General features: G+C 46.5%; 15 protein-coding genes and 1 pseudogene. 8 read left to right on the top strand and 8 right to left on the bottom strand.

The genetic code is table 11. The features are described from left to right. Positions 1 to 25: 25 nt before the first annotated feature. The 3 genes from BTJ40_RS01960 to BTJ40_RS01950 all read right to left on the bottom strand — a co-directional run bounded on the left by BTJ40_RS01960 (position 26) and on the right by BTJ40_RS01950 (position 1,753). Entirely contained in the window at positions 26 to 880 is an 855-nt protein-coding gene (locus BTJ40_RS01960; protein ID WP_108731543.1) for a GyrI-like domain-containing protein, read from the bottom strand. A gap of 80 nt (positions 881 to 960) precedes the next feature. Continuing rightward, positions 961 to 1,263: a DUF1330 domain-containing protein gene (locus tag BTJ40_RS01955; RefSeq protein WP_157953860.1), complete on the bottom strand. Its 303-nt coding sequence runs from the start codon at positions 1,261 to 1,263 to the stop codon at positions 961 to 963. Positions 1,264 to 1,321: 58 nt separating this feature from the next. Next, positions 1,322 to 1,753, bottom strand: a complete 432-nt coding sequence (locus BTJ40_RS01950; protein ID WP_108731541.1) for a DUF4345 domain-containing protein — start codon at positions 1,751 to 1,753, stop codon at positions 1,322 to 1,324. 209 nt (positions 1,754 to 1,962) lie between these two features. On the opposite strand from BTJ40_RS01950, the gene BTJ40_RS01945 reads away from it, so the two are divergent. The 4 genes from BTJ40_RS01945 (at position 1,963) to BTJ40_RS22095 (ending at position 5,504) form a co-directional block, all read left to right on the top strand. Then, entirely contained in the window at positions 1,963 to 2,874 is a 912-nt protein-coding gene (locus tag BTJ40_RS01945) for an SDR family NAD(P)-dependent oxidoreductase (RefSeq protein WP_108731540.1), read from the top strand. Between the two features lie 117 nt (positions 2,875 to 2,991). Further along, positions 2,992 to 4,896 carry a multicopper oxidase family protein gene (locus BTJ40_RS01940; RefSeq protein ID WP_108731539.1) on the top strand — a complete coding sequence of 635 codons (1,905 nt, stop codon included), beginning with the start codon at positions 2,992 to 2,994 and terminating at the stop codon, positions 4,894 to 4,896. 176 nt (positions 4,897 to 5,072) lie between these two features. Continuing rightward, positions 5,073 to 5,345: a hypothetical protein gene (locus BTJ40_RS01935; protein ID WP_108731538.1), complete on the top strand. Its 273-nt coding sequence runs from the start codon at positions 5,073 to 5,075 to the stop codon at positions 5,343 to 5,345. Next, positions 5,346 to 5,504 carry a hypothetical protein gene (locus BTJ40_RS22095; protein ID WP_157953859.1) on the top strand — a complete coding sequence of 53 codons (159 nt, stop codon included), beginning with the start codon at positions 5,346 to 5,348 and terminating at the stop codon, positions 5,502 to 5,504. It abuts the gene before it with no gap. Between the two features lie 142 nt (positions 5,505 to 5,646). On the opposite strand, the gene BTJ40_RS01930 is transcribed toward BTJ40_RS22095, so the two are convergent. Both BTJ40_RS01930 and BTJ40_RS22655 read right to left on the bottom strand, forming a co-directional pair. Beyond that, positions 5,647 to 6,495, bottom strand: coding sequence for a putative porin (locus tag BTJ40_RS01930; RefSeq protein WP_157953858.1), 849 nt, complete (start codon positions 6,493 to 6,495; stop codon positions 5,647 to 5,649). Between the two features lie 891 nt (positions 6,496 to 7,386). Next, the gene (locus tag BTJ40_RS22655) at positions 7,387 to 7,599 is read right to left on the bottom strand and encodes a hypothetical protein (protein WP_238152103.1); all 213 of its coding nucleotides are present in this window, start codon (positions 7,597 to 7,599) and stop codon (positions 7,387 to 7,389) included. Positions 7,600 to 7,843: 244 nt separating this feature from the next. Here BTJ40_RS22655 and BTJ40_RS23000 point away from each other — a divergent pair. The 4 genes and pseudogenes from BTJ40_RS23000 to BTJ40_RS01910 all read left to right on the top strand — a co-directional run. After that, positions 7,844 to 7,948, top strand: a pseudogene (locus BTJ40_RS23000) (multicopper oxidase domain-containing protein); the annotation flags it as partial. Continuing rightward, positions 7,920 to 8,195: a multicopper oxidase domain-containing protein gene (locus BTJ40_RS01920; protein ID WP_202862849.1), complete on the top strand. Its 276-nt coding sequence runs from the start codon at positions 7,920 to 7,922 to the stop codon at positions 8,193 to 8,195. The pseudogene BTJ40_RS23000 and the gene BTJ40_RS01920, both read left to right, overlap by 29 nt. A 563-nt stretch (positions 8,196 to 8,758) precedes the next feature. Beyond that, positions 8,759 to 9,085: a hypothetical protein gene (locus BTJ40_RS01915; protein ID WP_108731536.1), complete on the top strand. Its 327-nt coding sequence runs from the start codon at positions 8,759 to 8,761 to the stop codon at positions 9,083 to 9,085. 123 nt (positions 9,086 to 9,208) lie between these two features. Continuing rightward, on the top strand, positions 9,209 to 9,577 hold the full coding sequence (locus BTJ40_RS01910; protein ID WP_108731535.1) for a hypothetical protein: 369 nt from the start codon (positions 9,209 to 9,211) through the stop codon (positions 9,575 to 9,577). 50 nt (positions 9,578 to 9,627) lie between these two features. Here the strand turns inward: BTJ40_RS01910 and BTJ40_RS01905 are convergent, their stop codons facing one another. The 3 genes from BTJ40_RS01905 to BTJ40_RS01895 are packed head-to-tail and all read right to left on the bottom strand — an operon-like array spanning position 9,628 to position 13,330. Then, on the bottom strand, positions 9,628 to 10,527 hold the full coding sequence (locus tag BTJ40_RS01905) for a hydroxymethylglutaryl-CoA lyase (protein WP_108731534.1): 900 nt from the start codon (positions 10,525 to 10,527) through the stop codon (positions 9,628 to 9,630). Next, the gene (locus tag BTJ40_RS01900) at positions 10,527 to 12,527 is read right to left on the bottom strand and encodes an acetyl/propionyl/methylcrotonyl-CoA carboxylase subunit alpha (RefSeq protein WP_108731533.1); all 2,001 of its coding nucleotides are present in this window, start codon (positions 12,525 to 12,527) and stop codon (positions 10,527 to 10,529) included. Before BTJ40_RS01900 ends, BTJ40_RS01905 begins: the two co-directional genes overlap by 1 nt. Before the next feature lie 5 nt (positions 12,528 to 12,532). Beyond that, positions 12,533 to 13,330: an enoyl-CoA hydratase/isomerase family protein gene (locus BTJ40_RS01895; protein ID WP_108731532.1), complete on the bottom strand. Its 798-nt coding sequence runs from the start codon at positions 13,328 to 13,330 to the stop codon at positions 12,533 to 12,535. Positions 13,331 to 13,361: the final 31 nt, after the last annotated feature.

Raw genomic sequence — 13,361 nt, 5'->3', positions numbered from 1 at the left:
CGAAAAATACGCTATTGCCAAGCGATTATAGCCTTTCTTTGACCGGGATATGAAGATACATTTCCGCTGTCGGGCTGGTAACCTGGTATCTGGGTGGGTACAGCTCGAAGTCCGGCCTCTCGATATAGTCGTAATTGGACTTTGGCAGCCAGCTTCCCCAAATATACTTCAATGTCTGTTCCAGGGTGGTAATAGATCCGCGGTGAACAAATTTTGCATATAGCTGCTCCGGTAGTTCCCGCGCCACCATTCCCTCGGGTACCTGAGTCAGGTCGGCAACCGGCGCACAGCAGACATACTTAAACTGAATTTCATCACCCGCTTCTTCATAACATTCATAGATGCCAAAAGATTCATCGCTGATACGATTGGGGATTTTATCCCTGTAAGGCCGAAATGCAGACCAGAGCTTTGGCAAGCTGAGATTTTCATGATCGTATTCCTGCACTACCCCCACCAATTGCATCGCTGGGCGCGAAATAATTTGTGGCTCCATGGATAACTCATTTTGCAAAAAATGCAGCATATGGGGGCTAAATTGATCTTTATATAGCAACCGGAAAGGGTCTTGCTGCTTTCGATACTGCGCCGGGGTTACATTAAATAAAGCTTTAAACGCGCGAGTAAACGCTTCTTGGGAATCAAATTGGCACTCCATCGCAAGCTCAAGAATACCAATATCTTCACTCAACAACCTCTTTGCGGCGACGGTTAATCGGCGCTTACGCAAATACTCTTTCGGTGAGTCCCCCACTAATGCCTTAAAAATACGGCTGAAGTGGTAGGTGGAGTAATGAGAGGCAGCGGCAATTTCGTGAACAGAAATTTTGTCGTATAGATGTTGCTCTACGAAGTTGATACTTTTAAAAAATCGTTGCATATGAGGCTCCTTTCCTACCTGTTTACGTTGGGACGGTGAGATTTTCGAGCAATACTTTTCCGGTTTAGCTTGCCTTTAAATCAAATTCTTTCACTAGTGATAAAAAAGCGTAAATGGGCAAATGCCTTGTCCCTCAAAGGGATAATCGCCTGGTAGGCTGGATCATTGAAGAATGCATAGATCGCCTCCCGATCCGGAAAAGATACCACAACAAATGCCTTCGGTGACCGACCTCCGTCCAGGGCCTCTTCCACATCATAAGAGGCAATAGGCACCCCCCCATACTGTTGCATTAATTGCGGAGCCAAACCTATATACTGCTGAAAAGCCTGCGATTCCTGTAAGTTTGGTGAGGACTCTATATGTAAAAATACTGGTAACAAAGTAATAACCTCTTAAGCATAAATGATTTTTAGTTGCTTAACTAAGAACTTCTAATAACTAACGTTGAGAGGCCACTCGCCTATGCCAAAAAACCAGAAGTGGAACTATCGCAAGCTCAATAATCGTAGGCGGTAAGACCTGATCATCCACCAATCCAAATTCCAGAATATTGCTTAAGCGCCCCAGACCGCCAATAAAGAGGGATAAAGCTACGAAGTAAAATAGTGCTTTATGTTTTTCGATATTGCTCAGGAAATACAGTAGAACCAACCCTTGGGCAAAGAAAACACCAAAGGCAAATCGATATTGATTATCCCCAAATCCTCTCAAGGGGCTATCCGGGCCAAAAATCATAGCACCACCACTCAGGGCAGCACTGCCGTTCAGACCTCCAAATGCACTGATACCACCGGGTACAAAACAGATCACCGCCAGCGCTACCACTAACAATTGGAAAATTTTTCTTTCTATAGAACTCGCCTGATTCATAGTGTCACCTTAGTTTGCCGTATTTGAAAAGATGACCTAATCATATTGGTCAGTAAGGCCCTATTTTTGATATTTCTTGCGGTCTTGGTATCCCACTAAGACAGCAAGAAATGTCAAAAGACGAGGCGCTTAATCGCTTATCTTTCCCTACAACAGCCGGGTATATCAATATCCGGGCACCAGTTCCCAATATCCACAGAGACAGAAAGATGATTAAGAGTGTTTTGATTACCGGAGCGAATGCAGGCTTAGGTAGGGAGTGCGCCAAGCAACTGGCGGAGTACCAGCAGATTAACAAGATCTATCTCGGGTGCCGCAATCTGCACAAAGCCAAGGAAGCCCAGGCCGAGCTGGTGTCGGAAACAGGCAGGAATATCTTCGAAGTATTGCTTATCGATGTCGCGGATCAACAATCCGTGAAAGAGGCAGTTAAGAACCTGGACTCCCCGATTGATGCTCTGGTTATGAATGCTGGCGGTACCGGGGGGAAAGAGTTTTACAACAAGACCCCTGAGGGAGTCACACAAATTTTCGCCGTCAACCTGCTCGGGCATGCACTACTGACTAACGAGTTGCTGAAAGCCAATAAGTTAACCCAGGCTGCTATCTACGCCGGCTCTGAGGCCGCTCGCGGTGTAAAAGAGATGGGCATGAAGAGACCAAAGCTGAAAAGCGCCTCTGTGGAGGAGTTTATGCAGATCTGTGAAGGTGAACTCTATGCAAGCACCAAAGACGCTACGGTACCCTATGGTCCGATAAAGTATATGGGCGCCCTGTGGATGTCCTCCATGGCTCGGGAATTCCCCCATATCCGCTTCGTAACCATGAGTCCGGGGGCCACTGTAGGTACAGAGGGCTTTAATACGCTGTCGTTATTCAAACAATATATGATGAAGGGAATGATGCGGATTATGCTGCTATTGGGCAAAGTCCATAAAGTCGAAGTAGGCGCCAAACGCTATATCGATGCCCTGCTGGATACATCCTTCCGCACAGGTATCTTTTACGGTAGTGAACGCGGATTAACTGGACCTCTTGGCGAGCAGCGAAAGCTTTTCCCGGACCTGGACAACCCAACCTATCAGGACAATGCCAAAACGGCGATCAATCGCTTTATCTAGTGAAGCATCGCATCGGGTAAGGGCCCTGTGCGCCCTTCCCTACCCCCCAGATAACGCCACCGAAACCGTCTGTTTACCTATACTTGACTGTTAAATACTTACTGCTAAAAACAGCCAATGTTTCGGGTAATCTTTTCCCTGCTGTTGTTAATCCCCCTTGCCCTGACTGCTGCTGAAGATGTGGCTAAAGCAACACCCCTGCGACTGCTGGATCCAGCAACTGTGGATAAGTTCGTCAATGAACTACCTATACCCATAGAAATCCGCCCTCAGGGCTCAGCCCCGATTAAGCTACCCGCCCGCCCCACTCAAGTTTGGATGGGGCTACGGGATAAGGATGGCAAACGTTTAATGACAAAGGCCTGGGGTTTTGAATATGCAGGTCGCATCCACTCTCCCGGCCCTACTATTCGTGCCCGGGAGGGCCAACCGGTATTTGTACACTGGGCCAATAAGCTACCGGGACCGCATCTATTTCCTGTGGATCGATCCATTCACCTCGCCGACGTAGAAGATCCCAAAGCTGTGCCTATGGTTATCCATCTTCACGGCGGGCATACAGAGTGGAAAAGTGACGGCAACCCCCTCGCTTGGTACACCCGTAATTATCGTGAGACGGGACCATTATTTGAGAAAAGGATTTACGAGTACGACAACTCCCAGGATGCCGCCACTATCTGGTACCACGACCACACCCTGGGCATGACGCGCCTTAATGTTTACGCAGGTCTATTCGGTTTTTACCTGGTTGGCGATAACAATGAAGATCGCCTCATTCAGGAAAAACTGCTCCCCGCAGAAGATCGCACTTTAGTGGCCGCTATTACAGACAGCTTATTTAGCTCCGATGGGCAGCTGTATTTTCCTGGCCGGAGGGGCCAGCCTCCATCACCGGTTTCCCATGAAGCAGTTAAAGCCAATTGGCCTAATCCGTCCCATCTCGACGAGTTTTTTGGCAATTTTATTCTGGTAAACGGTATGACCTGGCCCAAAGTCAGCGTCACTCCACACGTCTATCGATTGCGGTTACTCAACGCATCCGATACCCGAACACTGATACTTAGGATCGACGCAGAGCCCCCCCTTGTGCAGGTCGGTGGCGACGGCGGCTTTCTTGATTACCCAGTACAGCTGAACGAGCTGGTATTGGCGCCCGCAGAGCGGGCAGATGTTTTAGTAGATTTCAGTGGTTATGAAGGGCGTAAACTGACACTGCAGAACTTTGGACCGGATGTCCCTTTTAAAGGGTTTGTGGAAGCCAACAACCCAAAGAGTTCAATTCCACTTGTCTATAACCCGGATGGTAAACGCGTATTAAGCGATGGGCGCGGCGGCATCACACCAGCTACCGATCCAAATACTACAGGCCAGATCCTACAATTCCATATTGCTCCGATATCTACAAACGCCCCTTCTGATAAAAAGAAATCAGAGATTAAAAATACCATTGGAGATTTAAAACTCACCCTAAATACTCCCTTGCGCGCGCCCCTTAATAGGCTTAACCATGCCAGCCGTACACGACAACTTGCCACCTACCGGTTGGACGATCCCTACGGCCGCAACTTGCTCATGTTAGGTCCAGTAAAGGAGGGTTCCCTATTTTTTAAGGACCCTACTACAGAAATAATCCAGCACAACGCCGTAGAGATCTGGGAAATATACAACCCCACCGTATCGGCCCACCCTATCCATATTCACCTGGTGGAATTCCAGGTACTGGATCGCCAGCCTTTTAAAGGAAAACTTATTGCCAAGCCGCAGAAATTTATGCACACCGGTGAAGTATTTCAGGGAGCACGGTTGGAAATAGAATCTCTACAGGGAAAACCTCTTCCACCACAGCCAGAAGAAAGTGGCCCCAAAGATACAGTGATCGCTCTTCCCGGCCAAGTGACCCGGGTAATTGCGCGCTTTGATCGCGAAGGTCTATATGTATGGCACTGCCACCTACTCTCCCATGAAGACTACGATATGATGCGGCCATTTAGGGTGTTGATTCCTAAAACAGTAAATAATTAATAACCTACAATCTTGAAATTCATATAAAAATCAATATCTATAAACTAATCGACAAGTTGAGCAGCAAACAAGTCGAAATGAAAAAGAACACAAGAAAATTTCAGGGCGACCAGTTAAAATTGTCACGAAGACAAAAAATTATTAACAATAGATAAATAATAATACGAGAAATCAACATGAAAACACTAACAGTACTGTTATTTTTTATACTAGCATCACCGGCAATATCCTCAGAATTAACAAAAGAAGAACTAGAGAAAAAAGCGGCCCTTATTAATGACTTACAAAACAAAGTACTTATGAAAGGGTCTACTATCAATGACATCGACACACTATTTTCTCACTACACAGACGACTTCACTTATACTCATGAAGTCTATGGTGGCACCTATACCAGAGAGCATCTATATAATAACTCTATAAAGTATTTAAAGGAGGGAGAATATTAAATGACCGATACAAGATATAAAATAATATCAATTATTACTGGCTACAAAGCAGTCTCACTTGAGCGACAACAAACCTATAAAGGTGTCACTTCCAATCACTTATCAATTTTTGAATTTGAGGGTGATCAAGTTTCCAGAATTATCGAGTATTGGAAATAGATATCCTACCAATAGCAAAAGAATCAGAATTAAAGCAAAGAAAGCGACACTGAAAACCCAGAATGTAATTTCTCGCCGTCACAATTAGACTAAAATCTGTCAAGAAGGGTTTACTCAAACAAGCCCTTCCAGCGGCCTAAATCTAAAATTGAACAGTAACACCCAGTTCAATCTTATCTAAGTTTCTGTCTGTATTCCAAATAGTTTTAAAGATATCACTACCAAAGCTTTTGTATTTAAAAGGATTTTCTAAAATGGTACCATAAGAGGCTTCTATCGCAACATTTTGATTAAAAAAATGGGAAAAACCTACCCTGTAATCACTATTCTCATCATAATCAATACCTAAAGAAGAATTTTTAGTAAAATAGTAATTTGCAGCCGCTCGCCAATAATCATCCCATTCATTATCGTTCAAATAATTGAATTCAAGCGACATATATTTATCATCACCGACTTTAGAAAAGTACTTAGAAGAAAAAATCTGCCAATCAAAAACAATATCAGTAGAAACATCAAAACCAACATAATCAGAACCATTTAATTGATAGTTATAACGCATTTTTGCATATGTAGTTCCCTCAGTATTGTAAAACTTCATTAAGAAATTAGGTGTAAACAAATATCCCAGTGAAAATGTATTAAAGTTATCTCGCCCAAAAGTTGTCAAGTTACCACCAATCACAAATCCAGTTTTTGAGAAATATTCACCACCCAAAGCAAAGTCATCACTATTGTAAAAACCTGTAGTACTATGAAAATAGGCCGCCGACAAACTACTAGATTTATTAATAAACTCAAACTCCCTTAAAGGCCCCAGAGAGCTTTTTGCAGAAAAATAATAGGTGGTTTCTGCAAAAAGTTCGTCTCTATCACCTTCACTAAAATCCAAGTCAGAGTAGCCGAAATTAGTGATTGAATTGTACTCCTCAGCGTCAGCGCCTGAAGCCACAGAAAGTACAAACAAAAAAACTAACCCATATTTTTTCATACCAATCTCCTTTCTAAGAAAAATCCATATTTTGGCTTCCAGCTGAGACCCAAGCCATTTAGAAAGGTTCACAACAAATAAAATTATCTCCATTGCATGCCACATTAATCAATATAATTTGATTTTCGGTGCAAAAAAATACCCATGTAGCATGGCAGTTCATTGATTACATAAAAAAACAGGAAACTTAAAAATAGAGCTCCCACGGGCTAACCCTCAAAGCCAGGCAAGGCCTAAGGTGACAAACCTGACAGGCAAAAGCGTATTAACCAGAATTACTTTCAGGTACTTTGCGAAAACAAATAACAAAGATTGAATTAACCTGAGATCGACAAATTAAAAAGTAATCGGTCATGTTTAGCCAGTTGGCTCATCTATTCTACAAATGACAGAGGATATTCTTTTAAGATGAGGGTCTAACTAAGGAAACTCGTACAACTTTTACAGTACACACAACCTAATAGCTTACTCAATGCTTATATAAACTTATTAAAGCTCTACCAAAAATCCGACACCTCGATTACATACACTATCGTTCCCCCCTTCACACATAAATCTAAGAGCAGAAGTTAATCTACATAGAATTTTAGAATCCAAACTAATTAAAGTTTAGAAGAATCGCGTAATATCCCAGACAATAAATAAATTTATTTCACGTATAGCACCAATACAGAAAAATAAATAGTAAACCTTTATCTTTTTAGACTTGTTATTTTAGGCAAAAACCAGGTGGCAACTATGCGTATTTTTTAACAACAGAAAACTGCAAACTGCAAGATTATTTAATTTAAAAAATACTTCATTTAATACAATAAAGGAAGAAGGGAAATTTATAAAAGAAAGTTCACACTAGAAGAAAATCTGGTTTTCTAGTGTAAACTAATCATAGCTTCAAAAAGGCACCAAAGCCTTAGCCACACGGGAGTTGGTCTCCCGCCCCAGCTGTTCAGAAATAAAGTTTCCAGCCTCTGCCAGCAACTGTAAATCCTCGCCGGTCTCAATACCCATGCCATTGAGCATATAAAGCACATCCTCACTGGCAACATTACCGGAAGCGCCTTGGGCATAACAGCATCCTCCGAGACCTGCTACGGTAGAGTCCACTACTGCGACGCCTACTTGTGATGCTGCATAAATGTTAGCTAATGCTTGTCCCTAGGATCGTGGAAATGCACTGCAAGTTTTTTCACCAGTACAGAGACCATCACCTGCTTCATCACACGCCTGGACGCCCCCTACGGCCGCAACTTGCTGATGGTAGGTCCAAGGGTTCCCTTTTTTTGCGGACCCTATTACAGAAATAATCCAACACAACGCCGTTGAGATCTGGGAGATATAAAACCCTACAGTATCGGCTCATCCAATCCATATTCATCTGGTGGAATTCCAGGTACTGGATCGCCAGCCTTTTAAAGGAAAACTTATTGCCAAGCCGCAAAAAATTTATGCATAAAGATAGGATATTTCAGGGTGCACGACTGGAAATAGAATCTCTACAGGGGAAACCACTTCCACCACAACCAGAAGAAAGCGGCCCCAAAGATACGGTCATCGCCCTTCCCGGCCAAGTAACACGGGTAATAGCCCGCTTCGACCGAGAGGGACTCTATGTATGGCACTGCCATCTACTCTCCCATGGAGATTACGATATGATGAGGCCATTTAGAGTAATGGAGTCAGAACCAGTAAATAGCAACTAATCTACCAACCTTAATTCAATGCCTTAGACCAGCAAAAAGCAAATAAATCAAAAAGTGTCTGACCGCCAGTTAGATCCAAATACGGCTTTAACTATTAAATTATAAATATAACACCAACAATAATCTTAACTTCCTCAACGACATCTACATCTTCCACCACTTAAAAGTCAATTAAAACAACAGAACTTTAAAAATAAAATATCGATGAAACGCACCATCACTGGCAATTACAATTCATCAGCCGCACTTGAGAAATCAGCCCTGCAAAGATATTTACAGAAAATAATGAAAAAATAAAAATATCAATTATTTGCCAAACAATAAGACACCCCCACCAATAGTGCCACGAAAACCAAACCTTAAGATATTAAAACATCTAGAGCAGTTCAGCATTGAGAGTAATAAAAGACACAATCTCCCTCAAAATCTGGACATACGTCCCACCAAGCAAAATCTCAAAAAGGCGGAAACTATATGCAAAAACATAAAATTATTTTATACTAAAATATAAACCATCAAATCAATATATAATTATTCTGATTAAAACTAACCAAGAGATCCAGATGAAGAAATTTTTGACTGCAACTATATTGCTTGCATTCTCCGCAAATGTTTTCTCTGCTGCTTGGACAGCAAAAATAACAAAGATCCAGGCCGAAGGCATTGGAGAAAACTATAATGTTTTATATCTTGATACCGATATAACTAACTCTATGTGTGAGAACACAAATGCACAAGATAGAATTACCATAGTAAATGAAGCCCAGCATAGCACTGCTCTTGCTGCGTTGATGGCAGGAAAAATTGTACAAGTTATGGAAAGTGGCGCAAATTGTAATGAAGCTGGACTAGCCAACATAAATTATATAATGATTTACTCTGATAAATAAGCCGCTGCCGATGACCATTCTATTATTAGAAATAACGTTACTTGCACAAGCAATATCATAGCATAGAAAAACCACTTAATAGTTTCCATCCTATTTACAGAGAACCAAAAAATATTAGTTTTTATGAAAATGAAAAATTTATTCTCCGGACTACTACTCGCGCTACTATCCAGCACCAGTTTTGCATCAAGTACCATTGAGCCTAATAAAACTATCGAAGGCATTACTACCTATAAATATTATGCAGTAATTAAATTCTCACCAGATGCTAGCGGCGACGAATTAGGGGAAGACTGCTCATCTGGGTCAAGTAACCATGTAGTCATAGAGTTCGATCACAATGATGGAACAGACAATAATGACACTAAAGAGCAATTTTCATCACTTCTGGCTGCATATTTTGCTAAATCTAATACCGTAGGTTTTGGAGTAGAGGGTTGCAGAGAAGGTAACGGAAATAACCACCCTCTGATTTATCGGGTAGATATCTGATCTTCAAGTTTGTAGTTTCAGGGCGGTGCTCTAACCGCCCCAGAAATTCCTCAGCAGGGCATCAAAGCCTTAGCCACACGAGAGTTGGTCTCCCTTCCCAGCTGTTCAGAAATAAAGTTCCCAGCCTCTGCCAGCAACTGCAAATCCACGCCGGTTTCAATACCCATGCCATTGAGCATATAAAGCACATCCTCACTGGCAACATTACCGGAAGCGCCGCGGGCATAGGGGCAGCCGCCCAGGCCGGCTACAGCGGAATCTACTACTGCGACACCCATTTGTAAGGCCGCGTAGATATTGGCCAGTGCCTGGCCGTAGGTATCGTGGAAATGCACAGCAAGTTTTTCCACGGGCACGCGGGCCATCACCTGCTCCAGCATACGCTTGGCGGCTTCCGGGGTGCCGACACCGATGGTGTCGCCCAGGGAAATTTCGTAGCAACCCATTTCCAGTAGAGCGGCACTAACTTCTGCCACTTTAGCCGGATCAATATCGCCTTCATAGGGGCAACCAAGTACGCAGGATACGTATCCGCGCACGGGTATGCCGTCTTGCTTAGCTTTTTCCACCAGTGGACGGAAGCGCTCAAGACTCTCAGCAATACTGCAATTAATATTTTTCTGGGTGAAGGCTTCTGAGGCCGCGCCGAATACGGCGACCTCATCGGCTTTGGCTTCCACTGCGCGCTCATAACCTTTTAAATTTGGCGTGAGCGCGCTGTAGATAACACCGTCTTTGCGCTGGATACCCACCAGCACTTCCTCGCTGGCGGCCATTTGCGGTACCCACTTGGGGCTGACAAAGCTGCCGGCTTCAATAACCGACAGCCCGCTGGCACTGAGCTTGTCCACCAGAGCGATACGGGTCTCCACAGAGATAGGCTGCTTTTCATTTTGCAGCCCATCGCGGGGACCCACTTCGACGATTTTGACCTGTTTGGGCAAAGTCATTACTGCTCCTCCCCGGAAAAATCCACCAGCAGACTACCGCCATCCACCAGCTCACCTTCGGCACAGAAGAACTGCTGCACGGTGCCAGCGGCCGGAGCCCGCAGGGTGTGTTCCATTTTCATGGCTTCCATTACCAGTAGCGGCTGGTCTTTTTCCACCGTAGAGCCGGCCTCAACCAGCAGAGAAATTATGGTGCCGTTCATGGGGGCATCGAGGCCGTGGGCCTGGTCATTGCTCTCACCGATATCCGGTGGCAACAGCTTGAATTCCACCTGGGTGCCATCGATAAATACAGCACCGCCATCGCGGGTATCCACGGCGGAGAAACTCATGCGACGGCCATCCACCAACATCAAGTCGCGTCCCGGCAAAAGGCGAATCTCACCGCTGTTTTGTTCCTCAGGCAAGGCATCACAAGTCCAGCGCAGGCTATCGCCCTCCGCAACAAAGCGAATTTGAGCGTGCTGGCCACGGTAGTCCACCGTCTGGGTGCGACTGCCAGCCAGAGCATTGCGCCAGTTATCGCCATTGTGCCAAGGAGAGAAACGATCCCGCTGAGGTGCGCTATTGCGCAGATCGCGCTCTTCACGCTGCTGCAAATAAGCGGCAATAGCAGCGCATTTCAGCGGCGTCAGTGTCTGCTCCTGATGCAGTACTTCCGCCTCGTAGTCCTCGATAAAGTGCGTCGAAATACAACCGCTGGCAAATGCCTGGTGATTGATCACCCGGCGCAGGAATTCGATATTGTGGCGCACACCGGCAATCTGGTAATCACGCAGTGCGCGATCCAATTTGGCCAGGGCTTCTTTGCGGGTGCGGCCATGGCAGATCAATTTGGCGATCATCGGGTCGTAATGCACGCTGATTTCATCGCCGGTCTGCACACCGGTATCCACCCGCACACCCTCGCCTTCCGCCGGGGGCTGGTGGCACACCAACACGCCGGTTGCCGGCAGGAAATCATTGTCCGGGTCTTCGGCATAGATGCGCACTTCCATGGCGTGGCCGTTGATCTGCAGCTCATCCTGGCTCATGGGCAGGGTATCGCCAGCGGCAACTGACAGCTGCCAGGCCACCAGGTCCTGGTCGGTGATCATTTCCGTAACCGGGTGCTCTACCTGCAGGCGGGTATTCATTTCCATAAAGTAGAAGGCGCCGCTGGCATCCAGCAGGAATTCCACTGTGCCGGCACCCACGTAACCAATCGCGTGGGCCGCGCGCAAGGCCGCTTCACCCATGCGGGCGCGCAGCTCCGGAGTCATGCCCGGTGCGGGAGCTTCTTCCACTACTTTTTGGTGGCGGCGCTGCACCGAGCAATCCCGTTCAAACAGGTAGACGCCATTGCCCTGCTGATCACAGAACACCTGGATTTCCACATGGCGGGGACTCACCACATAGCGCTCTAGCAACATAATGTCGTCGCCAAAGGCATTCATGGCCTCACGCTTGGCAGCGGCCAGAGCTTCGTGGAATTCATCGGCACTGTCGACACGGCGCATGCCCTTACCACCGCCGCCGGCAGCAGCTTTCAGCAATACCGGATATCCGATGCGATTGGCATGGCCTTCCAACAGCTCTTCATTTTGATTGGTGCCATGGTAACCGGGCACCAGGGGCACATTGGCCTCTTCCATAATACGCTTGGCTGCGGACTTGGAGCCCATCGCCTCAATCGCGCCGGTGGGTGGGCCGACAAAAATAATGCCGTTGCTATCGCAGGCGCGGCAAAACTCCGCGTTTTCCGACAGGAAGCCATAACCCGGATGGATGGCATCGGCACCAGTCTGCTTGGCAGCACCCAATACTTTGTGGATATCCAGATACGAATCCCTGGCCGGGGCCGGACCCAGGTGCACCGCTTCGTCCGCCATCTGCACATGCAGGGCGTCGGCATCCGCATCGGAATAAACGGCGACAGTGGCCACCCCCAGGCGGCGCGCGGTCTTGATAATGCGACAGGCAATTTCGCCGCGATTAGCTATTAACAGTTTGCGAATCATAAAAATTACCCTTCGCTACCATTCATCCAACTGGGTGCACGCTTTTCCAAAAAAGCACTCAACCCTTCCTGTCCTTCCGGCGACACACGCACGGCAGCGATCAGCGCGCTGGTCTGGCCCTGCAATTCATCGTTGATAACCCGGTTGGACATGGACATAGCCAGTTGCTTGGCCATGGCGACGGCCTTGGGGCCATTGTCGGCAATGGCATTCACTAATTTCTGCACATGCAGGTCCAGATCAGCCTCGGCACAGACTTCGGATACCAAACCGATCTGTTCCGCGCGTTCAGCGGGGAAACGTTCCGCTGTGACAAAGTAACGACGCGCATGGCGAGTGCCGATAGCATTGATGACATAGGGACTGATGGTGGCGGGCAGCAACCCGATTTTGACTTCGGATAAACAGAAGCTGGCGCGCTCAGAGGCCACGGCCATATCGCAGCAGCTCACCAGGCCCACGGCCCCGCCAAAAGCGGCGCCCTGTACTCGCGCAATGGTGGGCGCAGGAAAAGTGTCGAGCTTGTACAGCATGGCAGCGAGCGCAGCTGCATCGCGGCTGTTTTCCTCTTCTGAATAAGTCGCCATGCGCTTCATCCAGTTGAGGTCGGCTCCGGCAGAAAAGCTCTTGCCATTGGAGGCTAGTACCAACACACGTACAGCGGGGTTTTGCGCCAGGGTGTCAAAGGTGGTGGCCAGCTCGTGGATCAGTTCATCATCAAAAGCGTTGTGGATTTCCGGCCGGTTCAGGGTGACCGTGGCCACGCCCTCGCTATCCACTTCGCACAGCAATTTATCGCTCATTGTAATTCCTCGATTGGGGCGTCTATCAAAA

Origin of the sequence: Microbulbifer sp. A4B17, assembly GCF_003076275.1 — a bacterium.
In the GTDB taxonomy this organism is placed as follows: Bacteria; Pseudomonadota; Gammaproteobacteria; order Pseudomonadales; family Cellvibrionaceae; genus Microbulbifer.
This window is presented reverse-complemented; position numbering and strand designations above follow the sequence as displayed.

Coding starts and splice junctions, on each gene's coding strand:
- BTJ40_RS01935 (WP_108731538.1), top strand. CDS start 5,073: ATGAAAACACTAACAGTACTGTTATTTTTTATACTAGCATCACCGGCA.
- BTJ40_RS01910 (WP_108731535.1), top strand. CDS start 9,209: ATGAAAATGAAAAATTTATTCTCCGGACTACTACTCGCGCTACTATCC.
- BTJ40_RS22095 (WP_157953859.1), top strand. CDS start 5,346: ATGACCGATACAAGATATAAAATAATATCAATTATTACTGGCTACAAA.
- BTJ40_RS01930 (WP_157953858.1), bottom strand. CDS start 6,495: ATGAAAAAATATGGGTTAGTTTTTTTGTTTGTACTTTCTGTGGCTTCA.
- BTJ40_RS01940 (WP_108731539.1), top strand. CDS start 2,992: ATGTTTCGGGTAATCTTTTCCCTGCTGTTGTTAATCCCCCTTGCCCTG.
- BTJ40_RS01945 (WP_108731540.1), top strand. CDS start 1,963: ATGATTAAGAGTGTTTTGATTACCGGAGCGAATGCAGGCTTAGGTAGG.
- BTJ40_RS01915 (WP_108731536.1), top strand. CDS start 8,759: ATGAAGAAATTTTTGACTGCAACTATATTGCTTGCATTCTCCGCAAAT.
- BTJ40_RS01905 (WP_108731534.1), bottom strand. CDS start 10,527: ATGACTTTGCCCAAACAGGTCAAAATCGTCGAAGTGGGTCCCCGCGAT.
- BTJ40_RS01900 (WP_108731533.1), bottom strand. CDS start 12,527: ATGATTCGCAAACTGTTAATAGCTAATCGCGGCGAAATTGCCTGTCGC.
- BTJ40_RS01895 (WP_108731532.1), bottom strand. CDS start 13,330: ATGAGCGATAAATTGCTGTGCGAAGTGGATAGCGAGGGCGTGGCCACG.
- BTJ40_RS01960 (WP_108731543.1), bottom strand. CDS start 880: ATGCAACGATTTTTTAAAAGTATCAACTTCGTAGAGCAACATCTATAC.
- BTJ40_RS01950 (WP_108731541.1), bottom strand. CDS start 1,753: ATGAATCAGGCGAGTTCTATAGAAAGAAAAATTTTCCAATTGTTAGTG.